Source organism: Amycolatopsis ruanii, from assembly GCF_003385175.1.
Taxonomy (GTDB): domain Bacteria; phylum Actinomycetota; class Actinomycetes; order Mycobacteriales; family Pseudonocardiaceae; genus Amycolatopsis_E; species Amycolatopsis_E thermalba.
This window is the reverse complement of record NZ_PQHY01000010.1, coordinates 1-20,558: the sequence shown is the minus strand read 5'-3', so window position 1 is coordinate 20,558 and position 20,558 is coordinate 1. Positions and strand designations below refer to the sequence as shown.

21 protein-coding genes are annotated in these 20,558 nt (G+C 69.1%); 10 read left to right on the top strand and 11 right to left on the bottom strand.

Annotation, left to right across the window (positions count from 1 at the left end; all coding sequences use genetic code 11):
* Window positions 1-9 precede the first annotated feature (9 nt).
* The 3 genes from D0D28_RS07600 to nth are packed head-to-tail and all read right to left on the bottom strand — an operon-like array spanning window position 10 to window position 1,972.
* Entirely contained in the window at window positions 10-693 is a 684-nt protein-coding gene (locus tag D0D28_RS07600) for an NUDIX hydrolase (RefSeq protein WP_094005569.1), read from the bottom strand.
* Window positions 690-1,292: a TlpA family protein disulfide reductase gene (locus D0D28_RS07595; protein WP_116110182.1), complete on the bottom strand. Its 603-nt coding sequence runs from the start codon at window positions 1,290-1,292 to the stop codon at window positions 690-692. The genes D0D28_RS07600 and D0D28_RS07595 overlap by 4 nt, the downstream gene beginning before the upstream one ends.
* Window positions 1,289-1,972: an endonuclease III gene (gene nth, locus D0D28_RS07590; protein ID WP_094005567.1), complete on the bottom strand. Its 684-nt coding sequence runs from the start codon at window positions 1,970-1,972 to the stop codon at window positions 1,289-1,291. The genes D0D28_RS07595 and nth overlap by 4 nt, the downstream gene beginning before the upstream one ends.
* 152 nt (window positions 1,973-2,124) lie before the next feature.
* Between nth and D0D28_RS07585 the strand changes: the two genes are divergently transcribed.
* The 4 genes from D0D28_RS07585 to D0D28_RS36610 all read left to right on the top strand — a co-directional run bounded on the left by D0D28_RS07585 (window position 2,125) and on the right by D0D28_RS36610 (window position 5,219).
* Window positions 2,125-2,373: a hypothetical protein gene (locus D0D28_RS07585; RefSeq protein WP_094005566.1), complete on the top strand. Its 249-nt coding sequence runs from the start codon at window positions 2,125-2,127 to the stop codon at window positions 2,371-2,373.
* Window positions 2,374-2,671: 298 nt separating this feature from the next.
* Window positions 2,672-3,346 (top strand): Crp/Fnr family transcriptional regulator, encoded by a 675-nt coding sequence (locus tag D0D28_RS07580; protein ID WP_017985500.1) that lies wholly within the window; start codon window positions 2,672-2,674, stop codon window positions 3,344-3,346.
* A gap of 328 nt (window positions 3,347-3,674) precedes the next feature.
* Window positions 3,675-4,892, top strand: a complete 1,218-nt coding sequence (locus tag D0D28_RS07575; RefSeq protein WP_116110181.1) for an MFS transporter — start codon at window positions 3,675-3,677, stop codon at window positions 4,890-4,892.
* Window positions 4,893-5,066: 174 nt separating this feature from the next.
* Entirely contained in the window at window positions 5,067-5,219 is a 153-nt protein-coding gene (locus tag D0D28_RS36610; protein WP_233157271.1) for a LysR substrate-binding domain-containing protein, read from the top strand.
* Window positions 5,220-5,435: 216 nt separating this feature from the next.
* Here the strand turns inward: D0D28_RS36610 and D0D28_RS07565 are convergent, their stop codons facing one another.
* From D0D28_RS07565 to D0D28_RS07540, 6 genes are read right to left on the bottom strand one after another with little or no spacing between them, the layout of a single operon-like run.
* On the bottom strand, window positions 5,436-6,206 hold the full coding sequence (locus D0D28_RS07565) for an MBL fold metallo-hydrolase (RefSeq protein ID WP_116110180.1): 771 nt from the start codon (window positions 6,204-6,206) through the stop codon (window positions 5,436-5,438).
* Window positions 6,203-6,967, bottom strand: coding sequence for an NUDIX hydrolase (locus D0D28_RS07560; RefSeq protein ID WP_116110179.1), 765 nt, complete (start codon window positions 6,965-6,967; stop codon window positions 6,203-6,205). The genes D0D28_RS07565 and D0D28_RS07560 overlap by 4 nt, the downstream gene beginning before the upstream one ends.
* Window positions 6,968-7,021: 54 nt before the next feature.
* Window positions 7,022-8,191, bottom strand: a complete 1,170-nt coding sequence (locus tag D0D28_RS07555) for a hypothetical protein (RefSeq protein ID WP_094005562.1) — start codon at window positions 8,189-8,191, stop codon at window positions 7,022-7,024.
* Window positions 8,192-8,224: 33 nt separating this feature from the next.
* Window positions 8,225-8,845, bottom strand: a complete 621-nt coding sequence (locus D0D28_RS07550; protein WP_094005561.1) for a hypothetical protein — start codon at window positions 8,843-8,845, stop codon at window positions 8,225-8,227.
* Window positions 8,845-9,300: a RidA family protein gene (locus tag D0D28_RS07545; RefSeq protein WP_094005560.1), complete on the bottom strand. Its 456-nt coding sequence runs from the start codon at window positions 9,298-9,300 to the stop codon at window positions 8,845-8,847. The genes D0D28_RS07550 and D0D28_RS07545 overlap by 1 nt, the downstream gene beginning before the upstream one ends.
* The gene (locus tag D0D28_RS07540; protein WP_017985509.1) at window positions 9,297-9,458 is read right to left on the bottom strand and encodes a DUF4177 domain-containing protein; all 162 of its coding nucleotides are present in this window, start codon (window positions 9,456-9,458) and stop codon (window positions 9,297-9,299) included. The genes D0D28_RS07545 and D0D28_RS07540 overlap by 4 nt, the downstream gene beginning before the upstream one ends.
* A gap of 71 nt (window positions 9,459-9,529) precedes the next feature.
* On the opposite strand from D0D28_RS07540, the gene D0D28_RS07535 reads away from it, so the two are divergent.
* Both D0D28_RS07535 and D0D28_RS07530 read left to right on the top strand, forming a co-directional pair.
* Window positions 9,530-10,534, top strand: coding sequence for an ArsA-related P-loop ATPase (locus D0D28_RS07535; protein ID WP_116110178.1), 1,005 nt, complete (start codon window positions 9,530-9,532; stop codon window positions 10,532-10,534).
* Complete coding sequence (locus D0D28_RS07530; protein ID WP_116110177.1) at window positions 10,534-11,649, top strand: ArsA family ATPase; 1,116 nt, start codon at window positions 10,534-10,536, stop codon at window positions 11,647-11,649. Before D0D28_RS07535 ends, D0D28_RS07530 begins: the two co-directional genes overlap by 1 nt.
* On the opposite strand, the gene D0D28_RS07525 is transcribed toward D0D28_RS07530, so the two are convergent.
* Window positions 11,646-11,936 carry a WhiB family transcriptional regulator gene (locus tag D0D28_RS07525; RefSeq protein ID WP_094005557.1) on the bottom strand — a complete coding sequence of 97 codons (291 nt, stop codon included), beginning with the start codon at window positions 11,934-11,936 and terminating at the stop codon, window positions 11,646-11,648. The two genes, D0D28_RS07530 and D0D28_RS07525, sit on opposite strands and share 4 nt — an antisense overlap.
* A 212-nt stretch (window positions 11,937-12,148) precedes the next feature.
* Here D0D28_RS07525 and D0D28_RS07520 point away from each other — a divergent pair, with 212 nt between their 5' ends.
* Window positions 12,149-14,314 carry a transglycosylase domain-containing protein gene (locus D0D28_RS07520; protein ID WP_116110176.1) on the top strand — a complete coding sequence of 722 codons (2,166 nt, stop codon included), beginning with the start codon at window positions 12,149-12,151 and terminating at the stop codon, window positions 14,312-14,314.
* Between the two features lie 41 nt (window positions 14,315-14,355).
* On the opposite strand, the gene D0D28_RS35550 is transcribed toward D0D28_RS07520, so the two are convergent.
* Window positions 14,356-14,823 (bottom strand): hypothetical protein, encoded by a 468-nt coding sequence (locus D0D28_RS35550; RefSeq protein WP_162831007.1) that lies wholly within the window; start codon window positions 14,821-14,823, stop codon window positions 14,356-14,358.
* 311 nt (window positions 14,824-15,134) lie between these two features.
* Between D0D28_RS35550 and D0D28_RS07515 the strand changes: the two genes are divergently transcribed.
* The 3 genes from D0D28_RS07515 to D0D28_RS07505 form a co-directional block, all read left to right on the top strand.
* Window positions 15,135-19,322, top strand: coding sequence for a hypothetical protein (locus tag D0D28_RS07515; protein WP_116110175.1), 4,188 nt, complete (start codon window positions 15,135-15,137; stop codon window positions 19,320-19,322).
* Window positions 19,323-19,393: 71 nt separating this feature from the next.
* Window positions 19,394-19,702 carry a hypothetical protein gene (locus tag D0D28_RS07510; RefSeq protein WP_116110174.1) on the top strand — a complete coding sequence of 103 codons (309 nt, stop codon included), beginning with the start codon at window positions 19,394-19,396 and terminating at the stop codon, window positions 19,700-19,702.
* On the top strand, window positions 19,686-20,558 hold an 873-nt coding region (locus tag D0D28_RS07505; protein WP_162831006.1), incomplete at its 3' end, for a metallophosphoesterase. The genes D0D28_RS07510 and D0D28_RS07505, both read left to right, overlap by 17 nt.

The window sequence follows — 20,558 nt, the reverse complement described above, 5'->3', positions numbered from 1 at the left end:
CGCGTCTCCTCAGTCGGTCGCGAGCAGATGATCGCGCAACGCTACGTCAAGATCCCGGACGTCGCCGCGATCCCACTCACGTGCCCAGCCGCCCAGTTCGAGCAGGACGGTCAGCAGTCCCGCGGTGAAGCCCCACACGAACAAACCGTTCACGGTGAACGCCGGCCCCTGGTACGTGGTGCCGGACCGGCGCACCTGGAACCGGTTGGCCGGATCGGCCAGGTCGGCGAGCGGCACCCGGGCCACCGCCGCGGTCTCCGCCGGGTCGACGGCGTGCACCGGCGAGGGCGCGTGCCAGTGGGCGAGCACCGGCGTCACGGCGAACCGGGACACCGGGATGAACAGCTCCGGCAGCACCGCGACCGGCCGCACCCCGGACGGGTCGACCCCGGTCTCCTCCTCGGCCTCGCGCAGCGCGGTGGCGACCGCGTCGGCGTCCTCGGGATCGGCGCCGCCGCCGGGGAAAGCCACCTGGCCGGCGTGCGAGCCGAGCGTGTCGGCGCGGCGCAGCAGCAGGACGTCCGGTCCGCGCTCGCCGTGGCCGAACAGGATCAGCACCGACGCGGCGCGGGTGAACTCGTCCTCGGGCGGGGTGAACCGGGTGAACGCGGTCGAGTCGAGGTCACCGCTGATCTCGACCAGCGGGCGCAGCCAGTCCGGCACCGACGCCGGCTCGACGAGCGGTCCGTTCACGACAGCCTCCGCACGACCTCACGCACCTGCTCAGGATCGGTGAAGGTGCGTGGGCTTTCGATGAGGCGGACCTGGCCGTCCGCGGTGACCAGGTAGGACGTGGGCAACGCGGGCGGCACCTTCAGCGCGCCGCGCACCGGGCCGGTCCCGCCGTCGCCGTCGCCGTCGCCGTCGAACACGGTCGGCAGGCGCACCCCGAGTTCGGCGAGCAGCGCCAGCCCGTCGTCCGGCTTGCTCTGGACCTGCACCGTGAGCACCCGCGCCGCGCCCGGCTCGTCCGCGTACCGCTGGAGCACGGGCAGCTCGGTCCGGCACGGCTCGCACCAGGTGGCCCAGACGTTGACCAGCGTCACCTGGCCGGCCAGCGCGCTGCCCAGGTCGACGGTGGACCCGTCGCCGAGGCACTCCGCGCGCACGCCCGCCAGCTGGGCCACCTCGCCGGTGCCGGACGGGCACGGCGCCAGCGCGGCGGCGGCCCGGGCGGCGGTCAGGTCCGGGCCCGCGGGCGTGTCGTCCGACCGCACCTGCGGCAGCACCGCGATGATCACCGCGAGCACCAGCACCCCCGCCGCGAGCGCCCACCTGGTCGCCGTCGTCACCGCTGGGTCACCATCGCGAGCAGGTGGTCCCGCTCCGGGCCCTTGACCAGCTTCGCGGCCTCCTCGAACTCGATCGGGCCGGTGCCGAAGGAGGGGCAGTCACGGGCCAGCGGGCACGCGCCGCAGGCCGGTTTGCGGGCGTGGCAGACGCGGCGGCCGTGGAAGATCACCCGGTGCGAGAGCATCGTCCACTCCTTGCGGGGGATCAGCTCGCCGATCGCGTGCTCGACCTTGACCGGGTCCTCCTCCGCGGTCCAGCCCCAGCGGCGCACCAGGCGGCCGAAGTGCGTGTCGACCGTGATCCCGGGCACGTCGAAGGCGTTGCCGAGCACGACGTTCGCGGTCTTGCGGCCGACGCCGGGCAACGTGACCAGGTCGTCCAGCTTGCGCGGCACCTCGCCGCCGAACCGCTCGACCAGCGCCGCGCCCAGCCCCATCAGCGAGTTGGCCTTGGCCCGGTAGAAGCCGGTGGGCCGGATCAGCTCCTCCAGCTCGGTGCGGTTCGCGCCGGCGTAATCGGCCGCGGTGCGGTAGCGGGCGAACAGGGCGGGAGTCACCTCGTTGACCCGCACGTCCGTGGTCTGCGCCGACAGCACGACCGCGATCAGCAGCTCCAGCGGCGTGGTGAAGTCCAGCTCACAGTGTGCGTCCGGATACGCCTCGGTCAGGCAACGGAGCATGCGGCGTGCGCGTCTCACGAGCGCGAGGCGGCTCTCTTCCCCCTTGGCGGGGCTAACACGAGACGCATTCGGCACGCCGCTAGCCTACGGAAGCCGACACGCCGGACCCCGGACACCACCCCCGAACCCGTGATGAGCGAGGATCAGAACCGATGACTGTCTGGTTCGTAGTAGCGGTGCCACTCGTGATGATGTTCTTCGCGCTGGCGATGGAGCGAGTTGAGCACCGGCTGCGCCACGTCGCGGTCCAGGAGGAAGAGGTCGAGGAGTTCCTGGAGCAGGCCCGGCCCAACGAGGTCAGGGCGCTCTACGGGCACGGCATCGGTCGCGCGCTGGAGCTGTTCCGGCTGCGCCGCCTGGGTGGTCGCGCGGCCAAGTTGCGCCCCCGGAAGACCCGCTGACCTCAACCGATTCAGCGACGATTACTCCCGCCCGTCGCCCACCACCACCCTCAGCGGACGCGCTTCGCGCGACAGTTAGTCCCACCCGTCGCCCACCACCACCCTCAGCGGACGCGCTTCGCGCGACAGTTAGGCTGTTCCCTCGGAGCGAGATCGCCCTCGCCCGGCCGGGCGGTGATCGGTCTGTCCTCGGCGTGCCCTGAGGCGATCTCGTCCGAACGGCCTAGACTGCACGCAAGTGATCGGCGACACGCCCCGGTTCGCGGGAACACGGTCGCCACCGACGAGGAGGCACGAGGTGGACGAGACCCTGGCCCGGGCGGGCATCTTCCAGGGGGTGGAGCCGGCCGCGGCTGAGGCGCTCGCCCAGACCCTGGAAACTGTGGAGTTCCCGCGGGGTCATGTGATCTTCTCCGAGGGCGAGCCCGGCGACAAGCTGTACATCATCCTGTCCGGCAAGGTGAAGATCGGCCGCAAGTCGGCCGACGGCCGGGAGAACCTGCTGTGGATTGCCGGTCCCTCGGACATGTTCGGCGAGCTGTCCATCTTCGACCCCGGCCCGCGCACCTCGACCGCGACGACGGTCACCGAGGTGCGGGCGGTGTCGATGGACCGGCCGTCGCTGCGCAAGTGGATCGCGAACCGGCCGGAGATCGCCGAGCAGCTGCTGCGGGTCATCGCCCGCAGGCTGCGCCGGACGAACAACATGGTCGCCGAGCTGATCTTCACCGACGTCCCGGGCCGCGTGGCGCGGGCGCTGCTGCAGCTGGCGCAGCGGTTCGGCAGCCAGGAGGCCGGCATCCTGCGGGTCACGCACGACCTGACGCAGGAGGAGATCGCCCAGTACGTCGGCGCCTCGCGGGAGACCGTGAACAAGGCGCTGGCGGACTTCGCGCACCGCGGCTGGCTGCGGCTCGAGGGCAAGTCAGTGCTGATCCTGGACCCGGAGCGGCTGGCCCGCCGCGCCCGCTGACCCAGCGCCACACCAGCAAAAACAAAGGAACCGGGCGCCACCCCCGACGTGGCGCACCGGTTCCTTTGCATTTCGCGCGGGCCATCCCCCGACAGACCGCGCTCCCCGCCCTCCGGTTCTGGCCCCGACCCTTCGCCGGAGGGAGCTATATCTATTTGTCAACCTTGCCACGGCCAGTACCCCGAAGTTCAAGGCCGTTCACCCTCACAGACGCGCCCGTTGCGGGTTCGTTGCGTCGGTCCGGCGAAAAAGTCCCGCCGTTACCGAACCGAGACCTGAGCGGTAATCAACTGGTACCGGCGTACCAGTCTGAGGCATACTGGTACGCGTGTCCCAGACTTCCCTCGCCGACTACCGTGCTGCCCTGACCACGCCGGGCGCGACCCGTCCGGTGATCGCGTCCATCCTCGCGCGCCTGCCGATCGCGATGATCGGCCTGTCCGCGCTGCTCTACGTGCAGCAGGAGATGGGGTCGTTCGCCGTCGCCGGGCTGGTGTCGGCCAGCTCGCTCGTCGGCGTCGCGGTGGGGTCGGTCGTGCAGGGCAGGCTCATCGACCGCTTCGGCCCGACGCGCCCGCTGCTGTCCACCGCGGCGATGTTCGCGGTGATCCTGGTGACACTCTCGCTCGCGATCGAGGCCCACGCGGCGACCCCGGTGCTCGTCGCGCTCGCGTTCGGGATCGGCATCACGGAGCCGATGGTCGGTTCGGCCTCGCGGGCGCTGTGGGGACGGCTGGTGCCCGCCGAGGCGACGCGCAACGCGGCCTACGCCTACGAGGCGATCAGCATGGAGGTGTTCTTCATCCTCGGCCCCGGCCTGGCCGGTCTGCTGGTCGCCGCGCCGTGGCCGGGCACCGGGATGGTGGCCGGCGGCGCGTGCATGGTGGTCGGCGCGACCCTGTTCGCGCTGAGCCCGGCCGTGCGGGCGTGGGGACCGGCCGGCCGGACGCACCGGTCGCTGCTGGGCGCGCTGAGCAGCCCGGGCATGCGCACCCTCGCCCTGGCCGCACTCGGGTTCGGTGTGGTGATCGGGTTCGTCGAGGTCGCCGTGCCCGCCGCGGCCACCGAGGCCGGGGAACCGGCGCTCGGCGGGGTGCTGCTGTCGGTGTGGTCGGTCAGCTCGGTCGCGTTCGGCGTGGCCTACAGCCTGCGGCCGTGGCCGCGGGAGATGTCGCTGCGCCTGCCGGTGCTGCTGGCCGGGTTCGGGGTGCTCGTGGCGCTGCTGGCCTGGCCGTCGACGCTGTGGGGCCTCGCGATCGCGATGCTCGCCGCCGGTGCGCTGATCACCCCGCAGTCGGCCACGCACTCGGCCGCGATCGAACTGGTCGCGCCGAAGGGCACCGCGGCCGAGGCCTTCGGCTGGGTGCTGACCGCGGTGACGCTGGGGCTGGCGTTCGGGCAGTCGGTCAGCGGCTACCTGGTCGAGCACTCGGGCCCGTCGACGGCATTCCTCGCCGCGACGGCCGCGGCGCTGGTGATCGCCGCGGTGGTGTACCTGCTGCGCGGCACGGTGAAGGCACCGCGCGAGCAGGTCCTGGTGCCCTAGACGGCCGTCGAGCGGCTGACGCCTTCCGCGAGCGCGACCCAGACGTCCGGCCGCGCACCGAGGACACCTCGGTCTCCTCCCTCGTCGCGGGGCTGCGCGACGGCCGCTACGACGCCGCGTTCAGCCGCCCGTCGCTGGTCGACGGGCTCGCCGCGCGCGCTGGCGGTCGAGCAGGTGTGCGCCGTCCTGCCGGAAGGGCACCCGCTCGCCAGTCTGGACGAGCTGACGCTGGCCGACCTCGCGGACGAACCCTGGGTGCTGGCCGAGCGCGGCTCGTGGCCGCCGTGGCACCGCGAGTACGACGAGGACTTCCGGCGGGCCGACTGAAGATCGTCCAGCGTGCCGAGCCTGCTCGGGCTGGTGGCCGCCGGGGTCGGGATCTTCCAGCTGGCCCGTTCGACGCACAGCCTGCGCCGCTCGGGCGTGGTGTTCGTGCCGCTGGCCGGCGAGCCGGCGCGCACGGCGGGTCCTGTGGCTGCCGGACGCGGACACACCGGCCCTGCACAACCTGCGCTACGACCGCGCCGCCCGCGCGGAGCGGCCTCACCCAGGCCGGTGGGACCGCAGGTACGCCAGCTGCGCGTTGACGCTGTGTTCGGCGGGCGCCCACAGCGCCCGGTCCACGTCCGCGTACACCAGCTCCACCACCTGGCGCGCGGTGGCGTCCGCGCCCAGCTTCTCCAGCGCCGCCCGCACCTGGGCCAGCCGCTGCTCGCGGTGGTCCAGGTACTCCTGCGCGACCGCCCGCAGGTCGGCCATCTCCGGGCCGTGCCCGGGCAGCGCCAGCAGCCCGGACGGCAGCTCGATCAGCCGCCGCAGGGAGTCCAGGTACGCGCCGAGGTCGGTGAGCACCGTGGTGCCGCGGCCGAGGATCGTGTCACCGGTCAGCACCTGGTCGCCGACGCGCAGGCACACCGAGTCGCCGGTGTGGCCGGGCGTGTGCAGGACCTCGATGTCCAAACCCCCGGCGGAGATCACGTCACCGTCGGCGAACGGGCCCGCGTCCCGGCACAGCGCCGCGTCGAAGGCCCGCACCGGCGCCTGCACCCGCTCGGCCAGCCACGGCGCGCCCTCGACGTGGTCGGGGTGGTGGTGGGTGAGCAGGATCACCGCCACCGGCCCCTGCTCGGCGAGCAGCGACAGGTGATCGAGGTCCTGGTAGCCGGGGTCGACGATGACGCACTCGGCCGAGCCGGGCGCCCGCAGCACCCACGTGTTCGTGCCCTCCAGCGTCATCGTGGACGGGTTGTTCTCCAGCACGACCGCGGCGGAAGGCGAGACCTCGCGGCGCACGCCGTACGCGGGGTGGCTCATTCCGCGACCACCCGGATCACGTCGCCCTCGCGGATCAGCTTCGGGATGATCGCCTCGACCGTGCGCTCGCTGGCCAGCGCCTCCGCGGCCGTGCCGAACTCCGCCAGCTCGCTCAGGGTGTACCAGGTCGGCGGCATCAGCGTGCTGCGGCCCGCCTCCGCGTCGGCCAGCGCGTCGGCCGGGCGCCACCAGCCGGACGACTCGGCCTCGGTGGTCTTGCCGTCGGCCTCCTGGCCGGCGGGCAGGATCGCGGCGAAGAACCGGGTGTCGTAGCGGCGCTTCTCCTGCGCCGGCGTGATCCAGTGCGCCCACGGGCGCAGCAGGTCGGAACGCAGCGTCAGCCCTTCGCGCGCCAGGAAGTCGGCCAGCGACAGTTCCCGCGACACCAGCGCCTCCCGCGCCCCGGCGTACTCCGCGGTGTCGGTGACCACCGCGTCGGCCGTGCCGGCGAGCAGCACCCCGGACTCCTCGAACGTCTCCCGCACCGCCGCGCACACCAGGGCCCGCGCGACCTGCTCGGTCCCGTTGAACCAGCTCGCCCAGTCGGTGGCGGGCGGCCCGGCCCACGCGATCGTCGCGTCGGCGTCGCGCTGGTCCACCCCGCCGCCGGGGAAGACCGTCATGCCGGCGGCGAACGCCATCGCGTTCACCCGCCGCTGGAGGAAGACTTCGAGACCGTCGTCGCCGTCCCGCAGCAACAGCACCGTCGCCGCGTCGCGGGGCACGGCCGGTTCGGCCGGCACCGCGTCGGAGAAGTTCATGCTCCCCGGGATCCGGAAATCAAGTTGCACCACACGAGGCAACTTACGGGGTAATCAGGAACCGGAGAAGCCGTCGACCCAGCGCGGGTCGTCCTCGGGCCGCCCGGAACCGTTGGCCCGCACCTTGGCGGCCTCGGCGCGTTCCCGCTCGGCGAGCTCGGCGTGCAGCTCACGCAGGAGCTGGCGGTCGCGCTCGGACAGCTGCGGGTCGTTGAGGTCGAGTTCCGGGATTTCGATCACTTCACCCGGGCCGATCGTCGCCGAAGCCACGGCTCTGGGCTTCTCGCCGTCCTCCGCCGCCAGCTGCGCCCGCAGCTGCGCGACCTCCTCGGACGTCATGTCCATGGTGTTCTCCACGCGGCTGGGCTCGGGGCCCTCCTCGCGCGGCTTGAACATGTGGCCCGGCCCGCCCGGGGACCGGACGACCTCGGTCGTCTCGGTCTCGGCGGCCACTTCGGTGGTGGTGGTCTCCGGCGCGGCCGGAGGTTCGGGCTCCTCGGGCTCGTCCCCGGCGGCGACCGTGGCGTGCGCCACATGCCGGCCGGAGCCCTGGCGCTGCGCCGGCGCCGTGGGAGCGGACGACGGGACGGCCCCGCCGGAGAGCCAGACGGCGGTGGCCGCGGTGAGCGCCTGCTCGTGGTAGCGGGAGCGCTCGGTGGACGGCCCGGTGACCTCGACGACCGACCGGATCCCGGCGCGCCGCAGGGCGGCGTCGATGCGGTACGCGGCGGCCGGCGGGTTGCCCTCCGGGCCGATCTCGACGAGCACCACGCGCTGCGGCAGCGGGCCCGGCACGCTGCCGGCCGGGGTGTTGCGCCACACCGCGTGCACCGACCGCAGGTCCGGCAGCACCTGGAGGGTGCGGTCGAGCGCGTCGGCGATGCCCTGCTCGGGCTGGTCGTCGCCGGTGAAGCGGTGCACGACGCCGGTCTCGGCCTCCGGGTCGTTCACCACCAGCTGGTCGGCGAGCGTCGCGTCCGACCGCGTCAGCTCCAGGACCAGCGCCAGCTCGTGCCGCTCCGCCTCGCGGACCGGCAGGCGGCCCGCGATCAGCGCGCCCGTGGTCAGCTCGGCGGCCTCGTCGAGGCGCGCTCGCGCGACCAGCTCACGCGCCTCCGACAGCAGGCTGTCGTCCAGGCGGCCTGCCAGCCCCAGCAACAGGTTGTGCAGCCGCAACGGCACCGCGAACCCGTCGCCCGCGATCCCGTCGTGGACGTCCACCATCTAGCTTCTCCCTCCAGCTCGGCAGGAGTGCCGTTACGCGGCGACGAGCCGGTTCCCGGTGTCCACCGCACCGACGCAGACGAGCTCGGAGCTCGCCAGTGCGGCCTGGTGGTACTCCGGCAGCTCGAACCGCGGCGGCATCACCTCGACGCTGGGTTCCTCGTCCCCCAGCACCCGCAGGACCCGCTGCAGCTCCCCGGTCAGCCTCGGCAGTCCCGACAGGGCCGTGATCAGCAGCACGCGCTTGGATTCCTCCCCCGTGCGCTGACGCCAGCTCTGCCGCACCTCGCCGACGTCCGGCCGGCCCCGCAGGGTGGCGTGGACGAGCGCGGACACCGAGTCAACCGAGTTCACCTGATCGGGTGCACTCGGGGTGAATGTGTACCGGTTCTCGCCGACCTCGTCCACCCCCAGGGTCGAACTCACCTGGTGCCAGTCCGCGCCGTGCGGCACGAGACCCGCCACGAGCAGGCGGTATTCCGGCTGGTCGAGATCGATGTTGTGCTTGAGCAGCGTGCGCGGCAAGGTTCGAGCCAAGGTCGACATCGCGCCCTCGCCCAGCCAGTCCCGGTAACGCCAGAGCAGGCGGTCGGGCATGCGGCCGGCCAGCCGCAGCAACAGCTCATGACACGAGGCTTCGATATCCGGGTCCATCAGCTCACCTCGACAATCAGTTCGACCTCGACCGGTGCCCCCAGCGGCAGCTCGGCCACACCCACCGCCGAGCGGGCGTGCGCGCCCGCGTCGCCGAAGATCTCGCCGAAGAGCTCGGACGCGCCGTTGATCACAGCCGGCTGGCCGGTGAACCCCTCCGCGGACGCGACGAACCCGACGATCTTCACGATCCGGACGATCGATTCGAGACCGACGAGCGCGTCCACCGCCGCGAGCGCGTTCAGCGCCGCCGTCCGCGCGTAGCGCTTGGCCTCCTCCGGGCTCACCTCGGCCCCGACCTTGCCGGTCGCCTGCAGCTTGCCCTCGACGAACGGCACCTGACCCGAGGTGTAGACCTGCGACCCGCTGCGGACAGCCGGCACGTAGGCAGCCACCGGCGCGGGGACGCTCGGCAGCTCGATCCCCAGTTCGGCCAGACGCTCGCCCCAGCTCATGCCTTGGCCCGCTTCAGGTAGGCGACGTGCTGCTCCCCGCTCGGGTTCGGCAGCACCGTGACCAGCTCCCAGCCGTCCTCACCCCACTGGTCGAGGATCTGCTTGGTCGCGTGGATCAGCAACGGAACCGTGGCGTACTCCCACTTCGTGGCGCTCATGGGGTCAATCTAGTGGTGGTGTGAAGCTCTCCTCGCGGCGGCGGCGTGATCGCTGGCTTACGCTGGATCGTGTGAGCACACCCCTGGCCGGATGGACCGACGAGCTCGCCCGCGCCCGGTTGCACTTCGTCACCGGCAAGGGCGGCACCGGCAAGACGACCATGGCCGCGGCACTCGGGATCGCGCTGTCCAGCCACGGGCGGCGCGTGCTGCTGGTCGAGGTCGAGGGCAGGCAGGGGTTCGCCCAGCTCTTCGACACCGAGCCGCTGCCGTACGCCGAGCAGCGGATCGCGGCGGTGCCCGGCGGCGGTGAGCTGCGGGCCCTGCACATCGACGTGGAAGCGGCGCTGCTCGAGTACTTCGAGATGTTCTACAACCTGGGCTTCGCGGGCCGGACGCTGCGGCGGATGGGCGCGATCGAGTTCGCCACCACGCTCGCGCCGGGCCTGCGGGACGTGCTGCTCACCGGCAAGATCAAGGAGTGCGTCGGGCGGACCGGCCCGGACGGCAGGCACGTCTACGACGCCGTCGTGGTCGACGCGCCGCCGACCGGCCGCGTGGTCAAGTTCCTCGACGTCACCAAGGCCCTGACCGACCTGGCGAAGGCCGGCCCGATCCGCGGCCAGGCCGAGGGCGTGGTGCGGCTGCTGCACTCCGAGGAGACGGTCGTGCACCTGGTGACCCTCCTGGAGGAGATGCCGGTGCGCGAGACCGTGGAGGCGGTGGCCGAGCTGGACGGAGCCGACCTCCGGCCGGGCGCGGTGCTGGTCAACCGGGTGCGGCCGCCGCGGCTGCCCGCCCGGTCGGTGACCCCGGCCGCGGACGGGCGGGTGGACGCCTCCCGGGTGCGCAGCGGGCTGGCCTCGGCCGGGCTCGACCTGCCGGACGCCACGATGGACGCCCTGGTCGCGGAGACCGTCGAGCACGCCATCCGGGTCGCCGCCGAGCAGCGGGCGCGGGAGCAGCTCGCCGAGGCGGACCTGCCGACGCTGGAGGTGCCGGAGGAGTCCGGCGGCATCGACCTCGCCGCGCTCTACGACCTCGCCGAGTCGTTGACCGACCAGGGGGTGCGCTGATGACCGAGCGGCTCGACGTCGACGCCCTGATCGACGACCCGAAGACGCGGATCGTCGTGTGCTGCGGCTCGGGCGGGGTGGGCAAGACCACCACCGCCGCCGCGCTCGCGCTGCGCGCCGCCGAACGCGGACGCCAGACGGTGGTGCTCACCATCGACCCGGCGCGGCGGCTCGCGCAGGCGCTCGGGCTGCGGGAGCTGGGCAACCACCCGCGGCAGGTGTCGGTCGCCGGGTTCGAGCCCAAGGGCGAGCTGTGGGCGATGATGCTCGACATGCGGCGCACCTTCGACGACATGGTGCGCACCCACGCCGGGCCGGAACGCGCCGAGGCGCTGCTCGCGAACCCCTTCTACCAGACCATTTCCACGTCGTTCTCCGGCACGCAGGAGTACATGGCGATGGAGAAGCTGAGCCAGCTCGCGGCCACCGACGAGTGGGACCTGATCGTCGTCGACACCCCGCCGAGCCGGTCCGCGCTGGACTTCCTGGACGCGCCGAACCGGCTGTCCAGCGCCCTCGACGGGCGCATGATCCGGCTGCTCACCGGCCCGGCGAAGGCCGGCGGCTGGGGTATCCGCAAGGTGGTCAGCACCGGGTTCTCGATCTTCGCCAAGGCCGTGTCGACGATCATCGGCGGGCAGCTGCTGGCCGACGCGTCCGCGTTCATGCAGGCCTTCGACAGCATGTTCGGCGGGTTCCGGGAACGCGCCCGCAAGACCGCCGAGCTGCTGCGCTCGGAGGGCACGTCGTTCCTGGTGGTGGCCGCGCCGGAGCCGGACGCCCTGCGCGAGGCGAGCTACTTCGTGGAACGGCTGGGCGGTGAGAACATGCCGCTGGCCGGGCTGGTCGCGAACCGCACCCACCCGGTGCTGGCGGACCTGTCGGCCACGGCGGCGCTGTCCGCGGCCGAGAAACTGGAGTCGACCGCCCCGCTGGCCACCGCGGTGCTGCAGCTGCACGCCGACCGGGTGGCCCTGGCCGACCGCGAGAAGCGGCTGCTGGCGCGCTTCACGCGCGCGCATCCCGGAGTCCCCCTGGTCGAGGTGCCCGCGCTCCCCAGCGACGTGCACGACCTCGGCGGACTCCGGGAGATCGGCGACCGCTTGGCGTCCTAGGACGCCGCTTCGGCGAAGTCCTTCCGAGCCGAATCCAGCAGCTCCGACCACGATTCGACCTCGGGACGGCGGCGCAGCAGCGCGCGCCGCTCCCGTTCGGTCATCCCGCCCCAGATGCCGAAGCTGATGCGGTTGTCCAGCGCCTCGGCCAGGCATTCCGTGCGCACCGGGCACCCCATGCAGACCAGTTTGGCCCGGTTCTGGTCCGCTCCCCGCACGAACAGCTCATCCGGATCCGCGTCCCGGCAGAGGGCGCGGACGCGCCAGCTCTGTGGTGTGGATTCCATCCCCCAAGCTCCCCTCGTGATGTGCCTGCTCACCCGGAGCCTCCCCGGCTCCGCACTACGTGAGACGTTGACGGACTGTAGAGGCCGACGGTTCCCGCCGCCAAGAGCCCGATGGAAATTCGTTACCGGAATACGTCGCGGACCCGGCGTTCCCGTGGTATTCAGCGGACGCGGCCCGGCGGGGGAACGCCGGTTCCCACTACGCTGGTGATGTGCGCAAGACGGATGGTCTGTTCAAACTGCTCGGCCTGTGCCTGCTCGCGGGAATCCTCGTCGCCGGGGTGCTGTTCCCCGTGGTCGGCGCCGCCGGGGTCGCGTCGAACAGGGCGAGCGAGACGGTCGACAGCATGTCCGCCGAACTCGCGAACGTGCCGCCGCCGCTGGTCACCACCATCACGGATTCGGCAGGCAACCAAATCGCCACGCTGTACGACCAGTACCGCATCCCGACGGCCGGTGATCAGATCAACGAGGCCATGAAATGGGCGCTGGTCTCCACCGAGGACCGGCGTTTCTACGAGCACCACGGCGTGGACTGGAAGGGCACGCTGCGCGCCGCGCTGAGCAACAGCGCCGGTGGCGACACCCAGGGCGCGTCGACGCTCACCCAGCAGTACGTCAAGAACTACCTCATCAACGTCATCTACCGGGACGACGAGGTGGGCCAGCAGAAGGCCCAGGAGCAGTCGATCGCCCGCAAGCTGAAGGAAGCGCGGATCGCGATCCAGCTCGAGAACCAGATGAGCAAGGACCAGATCCTCACCAGCTACCTCAACGTCGTCGAGTTCTCGCGCAAGATCTACGGCGTCGGGGCGGCCGCGCAGGCCTACTTCAACACCACCGCGGACAAGCTGTCGGTCACCCAGGCCGCGCTGCTCGCCGGCATGGTCAACAACCCGCCGTTCTACGACCCGTGGAGCCACCCGGACCGCGCCACCGAGCGCCGCAACCTGGTGCTGGACCGCATGGTCGACAACCTGAAGCTGTCGAAGGCCGACGCCGAGCGGATGAAGACCGAGCCGCTGGGCGTAGTGCCGGGCGGGCCGTCCAAGCCGGCCGCCAACTGCGTCGGCGCCGGGCCGGAGAACGGGTTCTTCTGCCAGTACGTCGAGGACTACCTGCTCTCGCACGGCATGGACAAGGACGACCTCTACACCGGCGGCTACACCATCCGCACGACGATGGACCAGCGCGCCAACCACGAGGCGAAGATGTCCGCGCAGACCCAGGTCAGCAAGACGCAGAAGAACGTCGCGAACGTGCTGTCGCTGGTGCGGCCCGGCAAGAACCGGCACGAGGTGGTGGCGCTGGCCGCGAACCGCGACTACGGCACGGACGCCAGCGCCGGGCAGACGACCTACGCGTTGCCGTCGGGCGTCTACAACACCGGCGGTGCCGGGTCGAGCTACAAGATCTTCACCTCGGCGGCGGCGATCCAGAACCGGGTGATGGGCATCTACGACACCATCGAGGTGCCGAACTTCTACGTGTCCAACGTGTTCACCGGTGGCGCCCGGGGGCGGTGCCCGCTCGTGGCGCAAGGGACTTATGCGTACTGCCTGGGCAACGCCACCGACTACGAGGGCGGCACCCGGACCATGACGCTGCAGCAGGCGCTGCAGACCTCGCCCAACACCGCGTTCGTCATCCTCGAGGAGCGCACCGGGATGGCCCCGATCGTCGACATGGCGAGCAAGCTCGGCCTGCGCGAGACGATGACCCGCAACATCGGTGGCGGCGAGGTGAAGCCGGAGTCGAAGAACCAGGGTGAGAACAAGACCCAGACCGCGTACTTCGGGCCCACCGACAAATCGCCCGGGCAGGGTTCGTTCACGCTCGGGGTGTCGGCAACCAGCAACCTGGAGATGGCCAACGTCGCGGCGACCATCCTCAGCGGCGGCGTGTGGTGCCCGCCCACACCGATCGCCCAGGTGCAGGACCGCGACGGCAAGCCGATCCCGATCAACGAGCAGCCGTGCGAGCAGGTGATGGACGAGGCCGCCGCCAACAGCCTCGCGCAGGGCATGAGCAAGGACGACCTGCCCGGCGGAACCGCGGCCGCGGCGGCCGGCCAGGTCGGCTGGAACCGGCCGATGATCGGCAAGACCGGTACCACGCAGAGCAACGGCTCGGCGGCTTTCGTCGGCGGCACGCCGCAGCTCGCGGGCGCCGCGATGGTCTTCCGGCCGGAGGGCGGCAGCGGCGGCCTGTGCGATGGCGGCCCCGGCAACGTCTACACCTGTTCCGAAGGCAACATGTTCGGTGGCAAGACGCCCGCGCGGACCTGGTTCGGCGCGGTGAGCAAGATCCTCGGGCCCAACGACCCGATCCTGCCGCTCCCACCGTCCGACCCACGCTACGAGCGCACCGGACGGTGACATGCGTGGGGTGCCTCACGACCGAGGCACCCCACGTGTGGTCAGCAGTGAACAAGACCCCCGATAGGATCATGCCCTGTGTCGAGGTAGTAGCCCGCGATGTAACCGCGCGGCGCCGGCAGGTCTGCCACCTCCAAATCGGTCATGTACCAGATGTTGTCACCGTTGATGTTCTGACCTTCAGTCCAGCACTCCAAAGCGACGCCGAACCCGGCTGGCACGGTCGTGACGATCGCCGAACTGGTGTTCGGTTGTGCGCGCTGGTTGACGTTGGCCAAAGTCACCGTGCACGTATAACCACGCCACACGTTGCACGGGAACAAGGAACTCGCGGCTGAGTTGGTAGATGCTGATGCGACACCAGATCCGAACACCCCACCGATCAAAGCTGCAGCACCGGCTGCCACCGCCGCGATTCTAGCAGCAAATCTTTTCGACAATTTTCCTCCATTAGAAGAGCACCGAAATTTTTCCGACGGCAACAAAAACAACCGGCGGAAGATCAGCAACGAGCCAGCATTAGCTCAGCAAAGTTAAAAATGAGCACGATAGCGTCGGATCACGAAACCTCCCCAGGTCGCTCGCTGATCCAGAACTAGCCCATCACCTGCAGTGAACCGTGTAAATAGTCCAACAGGGTGGACGTAACAACTGAAACGATCACCCTCACGGACTATTGCCTGACGAGCCTCGATGAAGCTCTGATTGATCGACCGCACTGTCGGTCGGCCATCACGGCCGAGTTCTGAGGTTCGAGGGGACAGGCATGCCTTCACGAAGACGCCTTGCCGTTATCACTGTTCTGACAACTATATTCTCAATGTCCGCATTGCCCGCTTATGCGGCTTCTGCGCCAGATCCTGATATAGACATCCCTGCAATACCGCCGAAAGCACCAATCGCCGTCGAGGTGCCCCCCGGGGAGCGTGATACCACGCTAGGCGCCGGCTGGCAGAACTCTAATGACCGGGCCTGGACCACCTCCGGCGACGCCGATGGATTCCACGTGCTCGTCGCGTCCGCCAGCGAAGGCTACCGCTGGCGCACCGCCGCGACCCTGTCCGAGCCGGGCTTCGATACGGACCAATGGATCGGCAACGCGTGCGTCACGGGTTCAGGGGAACGAGCAGTCGTCAGTTACGCACCCCGAACCTTCACGAACAAGGAAGCACTGGCCGAGCGAGGCGCATTCACGGCCATCGTCGATCTTAAGAACGGCGCAGTGAAGAAGCTGCCGGTGCGATCAAGCCTGGCCTACTTTAGCCCCGGTTGCGGCAGCGGCGAAATAGCCGTACTAACGCAGGAAGGCACTGAGTCACTGGCACGCACTCGCCTTATCAAAGTCGAGGCGGATACCGGCTCGACACAGACGCCAATCGAGGTCGCCGGACAGCTCACCTCATCAATCCCAGTGGGTCCGGACATTCTAGCCGCCGACTCCGGTGCACTCGTCCGCGTTTCGAATTCAGGAGAACGAGACGTGCTCAGTTCCACGGTAGGCGTACCTTTCCGCTTGGCAGCGGATGCCGATCATGGAATCGTTTATCTGGAGCACAACGAGGACAACCAGAATCGCGCCACCGTCAAATACTTCCTCAACGGTCGAACCACCACCGTCGCAACGGGCGATCTCACCTCGCTCGACGTTACAAGCAGCCGAGGTGGACAAGTCTTCGTAACAGGAGTGGTCGATCCAAATCCGAGAATAGTCTCGGACGTCAAGGTCCTCGATGCCCCAAAAGGAGCACGAGTGTCAACTGATGGCCAGCTGGCCGTGGAGGAAGTTCAGAAGACTCAGCACGCTGACCCTCGTGAAGGCGTCGATGAAAGGCTATCTGCGCAGCCCCTGGCCGTCACCGCCAGAGTGATCAAGACCGGAAAGCGCATTGAGCACGTCGCCACACTCGATGTCAATACGCTGCTGTCTCCCGAAAAGGCCGCCGAAGGGCGAATGACAAGCCCTTCCCTCGCCAGCAGTGGAGACGTACACGTGCAGTCCGGAGATCCGAACAATCCGGCAGATTTCGCCGAACGGTACTGCTCGGTGCCACGGAACGATCCACACAACCAGGCAATGCAACCCAAGCCACGTCAGGTGGAATGGGCCGTGGACCAAGCTGTTCGAGACTCGCTCGACGTGCTCCGCCCAGCGAACTGGAAAAACCTCGGCATGCCCGCTTACACCCCGCAGGGACTGTTCCCGTCGATTGGCTTGGCCGGCGGTGGCCAAGTTCCAGCGCAGATCATGCTCGGCATCGCCGCCCAAGAATCGAACATGTGGCAGGCGGCGCGATCCGCAGTGCCCGGAGTTACCGCAAACCCGCTGATCGGCAACTACTACGGTATCGACTACTACAACGACTCCGAGTCCGACGACTGGTCGATCAACTGGTCGGACGCTGACTGCGGCTACGGCATCACTCAGGTCACCGATGGGATGCGACTGCAAGGCCGCGAGAAGCCCGGAGAAACGGCACTCCCCTACGACAAGCAACGCGCGGTTGCGCTCGACTTCGCCGCCAACATCGCCGCCGGCCTTCGGATCTTGCAGACCAAATGGAATGAGACACATCAGGCAGGACTCGTGGTCAACAACGGCGACCCATCAAAGATCGAGAACTGGTTCTTCGCAGTGTGGGCGTACAACTCGGGATTCTACCCGAACAACGGCAGCGGAGCCTGGGGCGTCGGCTGGCTCAACAATCCGGTGAACCCGCGTTACCCAGCGAACCGAGACCCATTTCTCGAATTCAGCTACAGCGATGCCGCACACCCTCAGGATTGGCCTTACCCGGAGAAGGTGCTCGGCTGGGCTGGTCACCCCATAGAGTCGATTGAGACTCCGGGAAACGTGGTTGCTGGTTACCGTCCAGCGTGGTGGAATGGCGATGCGACGACAGGGCCTCTCAACCGTCAGGCAGTCAAACCTCCGGTCAACCAATTCTGCGACTCGAGCAACCAGTGTGAACCCGGTGCGCAGCACCTGCCCACCGATCCGGATGTCGTCGGCGAACCCGCAGGGCCGTGCGCTCATCAGAACAGCGCAGGACAGTACGACCTGAAATGCTGGTATCACCAAGCCAGCACGTGGAAGCCCGATTGTAGTTACTCGTGCGGGAACGAGCTGCTCAGGTTCGATCCCGGGTACGCCTACCAGGAGGACGCAACCAGCTACGCGCCCAACTGCACGCTCGCCGGCCTACCCAACGGAGCCCTTGTCATCGACGATGTCGCTGACGACGTGCCCTCCGTGCGTCCTAACTGTGGGCACCCATGGGCCAATGCCGGAACCTTTACGCTGAGCTATAAGTCGGACGCAAGCGGCTACTACCCAGGCAAGGTCGACACGCATCAGATCGGTGGGGGATTTGGGGGTCACTTCTGGTTCACCCACACCCGCAAGCAGTTTGATGAGCTCGGAAAGCTCGAGGTGAACGCCACCTGGCGCCTCAGTCAGGCTCACACAGGCCCGATGCAGGTCCTGGTCGCCCTGCCGGATCACGGTGCGCATACCAATCTGGCCACGTACACCGTGCGGACATCACGTGGCGATCGCCAACGGGTCGTACGTCAACCTGGAGACACAAACCGTTGGGTGTCACTTGGTACCTTCCTGTTTGACGGCGTTCCCGAGGTCAGTGTCACTTCGGTCACGCCGGATGGCAACGGTGAGCAGGACATCGCCTTCGATGCCCTGGCGTTCGTCCCGATCACCGGGACCTTTCACGAAGAGAGCGTCGAGGCCGTCGCCGTCTTCGACGAGGATCAGAACATTGACACCGCAGCCCCGGGCTCCTGGCTCGGAGGTCCTCTGTCGAATCGCCAGGCTCTGTACGACTGGGCGCTGTCTCGAGCCAACGCTGTGCTCGGTATGCCTGACTGCGACTCGACGGTCGGGGACTGTCTCCTCCCAGCGACCAAGCAAGCGGTGCAAGCGTGGCGTGAGCAGGTGCTCGCTGCCGGCACAGATACGGTTACCCATCCCGACGGCAACAGCATCGCCCGATGGATCGGGTTTGCGAACTCGTATCTCGACCGGCCGATGTCAGACCAACGACCGGCAAGCTTCGACGACGATGGCCGGTACAAGATTCGGACCAAAGCAACTGTGTCATTCGTGACCGACAACGTCGGCAAGATCGTTCCAGGCAGCGAATGGACCGTCTACGAGAATCGAACTGGCGACACGCATCTTCCCCAGTTCGTCCTGGACCTCTTACGCGCCCTCGCCGACGACTATCGAGTGTGGGGCGTGACGGAGCCGGATCTGTCGTATCAAATGCCGAACCTCAACGCGCACGATGGCGCCTGGACCAGCGTCGACCCCATGGTCAACGGCGTCCTACCCGGCAGGGCGTACTCCTATTCGGGTAAAGCCCCGGCCTTGACCACGTACGCAGGTGACACGAGCGATGTAGCAGCGGACTGCGTCGCTGCGCTCACCGTCGCTGGTGGCTCGATCGGCTACCGTCCCATGCTGAGCCAGTCGGGACCGGTCGACGCGATGCAGGCCTTCAGCGACAAGCTATACGGCGACTCCCGGATCGCTAGGCCTGTCGCTGATCTGGTCGAAGACATCCGCGAACTGTTCTTCGACAACGGCCCGGCGATCGGCGCCGAATCCAGCTTGTTCAACGCGGCGCCACCGATCTGGCAAGAGCTGAACTTCCGAGCTTGTGCCGACGGTTCGATAAGGCCGGTTTCCGACATACCGATTCTGCGCGCGAGCTGGATGCCAGATCAGTACCTTTACCACAACAGCAAGGCCATGGACGCGGCCGGCAACTACTCGGGTAGCAGCGCGCCTGTTCTGAAGGGCGACTTCAACAATTTCAGCAAGATCCCGCTACCCGGTGACTCGCCCTATAACCAGTGCGGCCCGGCCTCCGGCCGGTACGGGAACCCGTGGAACATAGCCTTGCTCGACCCTCCAGGAGTGGACCCGAGCCCAGCGAGGTTCTGTCTCGACCCGAACCTGGCTTCGGATCCGTCACACAGCAGTCCCTGACTATTCTGAACACCGTTCTGGCCGGACCGCGACGCCGCGGTCCGGCTAGCGTGTTCAACAGAGGTGACCTCGTGTTCCTGAGCCTGCTTCTCTGCATCTTCCTGCCGACCATGGCCGTGTCAATCGGGCTCACGTTCATACCGTGGCGGCCGCTGTGGTTGCGCGCTGGCATCAACGGCGCACAGTTCGTGGTCTCCGTCTACGCGATTGCAGCACTCCCGGTTCGGTCGAACATCGGCTGGGAGTTCTGGGCCTTCTTCCTCGGCCCCGGGACGATCCTCGCGCTGCTGCAAGCGCTCGCGGCGGCCTTCAACGCTCGCGACGCCCGGCGCGAGCGTCGTACCGACCCGTATCCTGGCGATCGTGAGCACGGTCCGTGACAGCCACCAGCTGACAGCCAAACGCCTCGCCGCCGGGACGGTCGCTCTCGGGGCCGCCGCCGTCGGGTACGCCTCCGGCATCGAGCGGCGGCACTACGTGCTCCGCACCGCCGAACTGCCCGTCCTCGCGCCCGGCGCGCGACCCATGCGCGTCCTGCACGTCTCCGACCTGCACATGCTGCCCGGGCAACAGGCCAAGCAACGCTGGGTCGCCGCGCTCGACCGGCTCGAACCCGACCTCGTCGTCAACACCGGCGACAACCTCGCCCACCCCAAGGCCGTCCCCGCCGTCCTGCGCGCCCTCGGCCCCCTCCTGGAGCGGCCCGGCCTGTTCGTCTTCGGCAGCAACGACTACTACGCGCCCAAACCCAAGAACCCCGCCCGCTACCTCATGCCCCGCGGCAAGAAGAAGCGCATCCACGGCAAGAAACTCCCGTGGCGCGACCTCCGCGCGGCCTTCATCGAACACGGCTGGCACGACCTCACCCACGTCCGGCGCACCCTCACCGTCGCCGGGCAGACGGTGTTCGCCGCCGGCCTCGACGACCCCCACCTGCGCCGCGACCGCTACGGCGAGATCGCCGGCCCCGCCGAAGCCGCCACCCTGCGCCTCGGCGTCACCCACTCGCCCGAACCACGCATCCTGGACCCCTTCGCCGCCGACGGCTACGACCTCGTCCTCGCCGGCCACACCCACGGCGGCCAGCTCCGCATCCCCGGCATCGGCGCCCTCGTCACCAACTGTGAGCTGGACCGCAGCCGCGCCCGCGGAGCCTCCCGCTGGGGCGCCCACATGTGGCTCCACGTGTCGGCCGGGCTGGGCACCTCCCCCTACGCCCCCGCCCGCTTCGCCTGC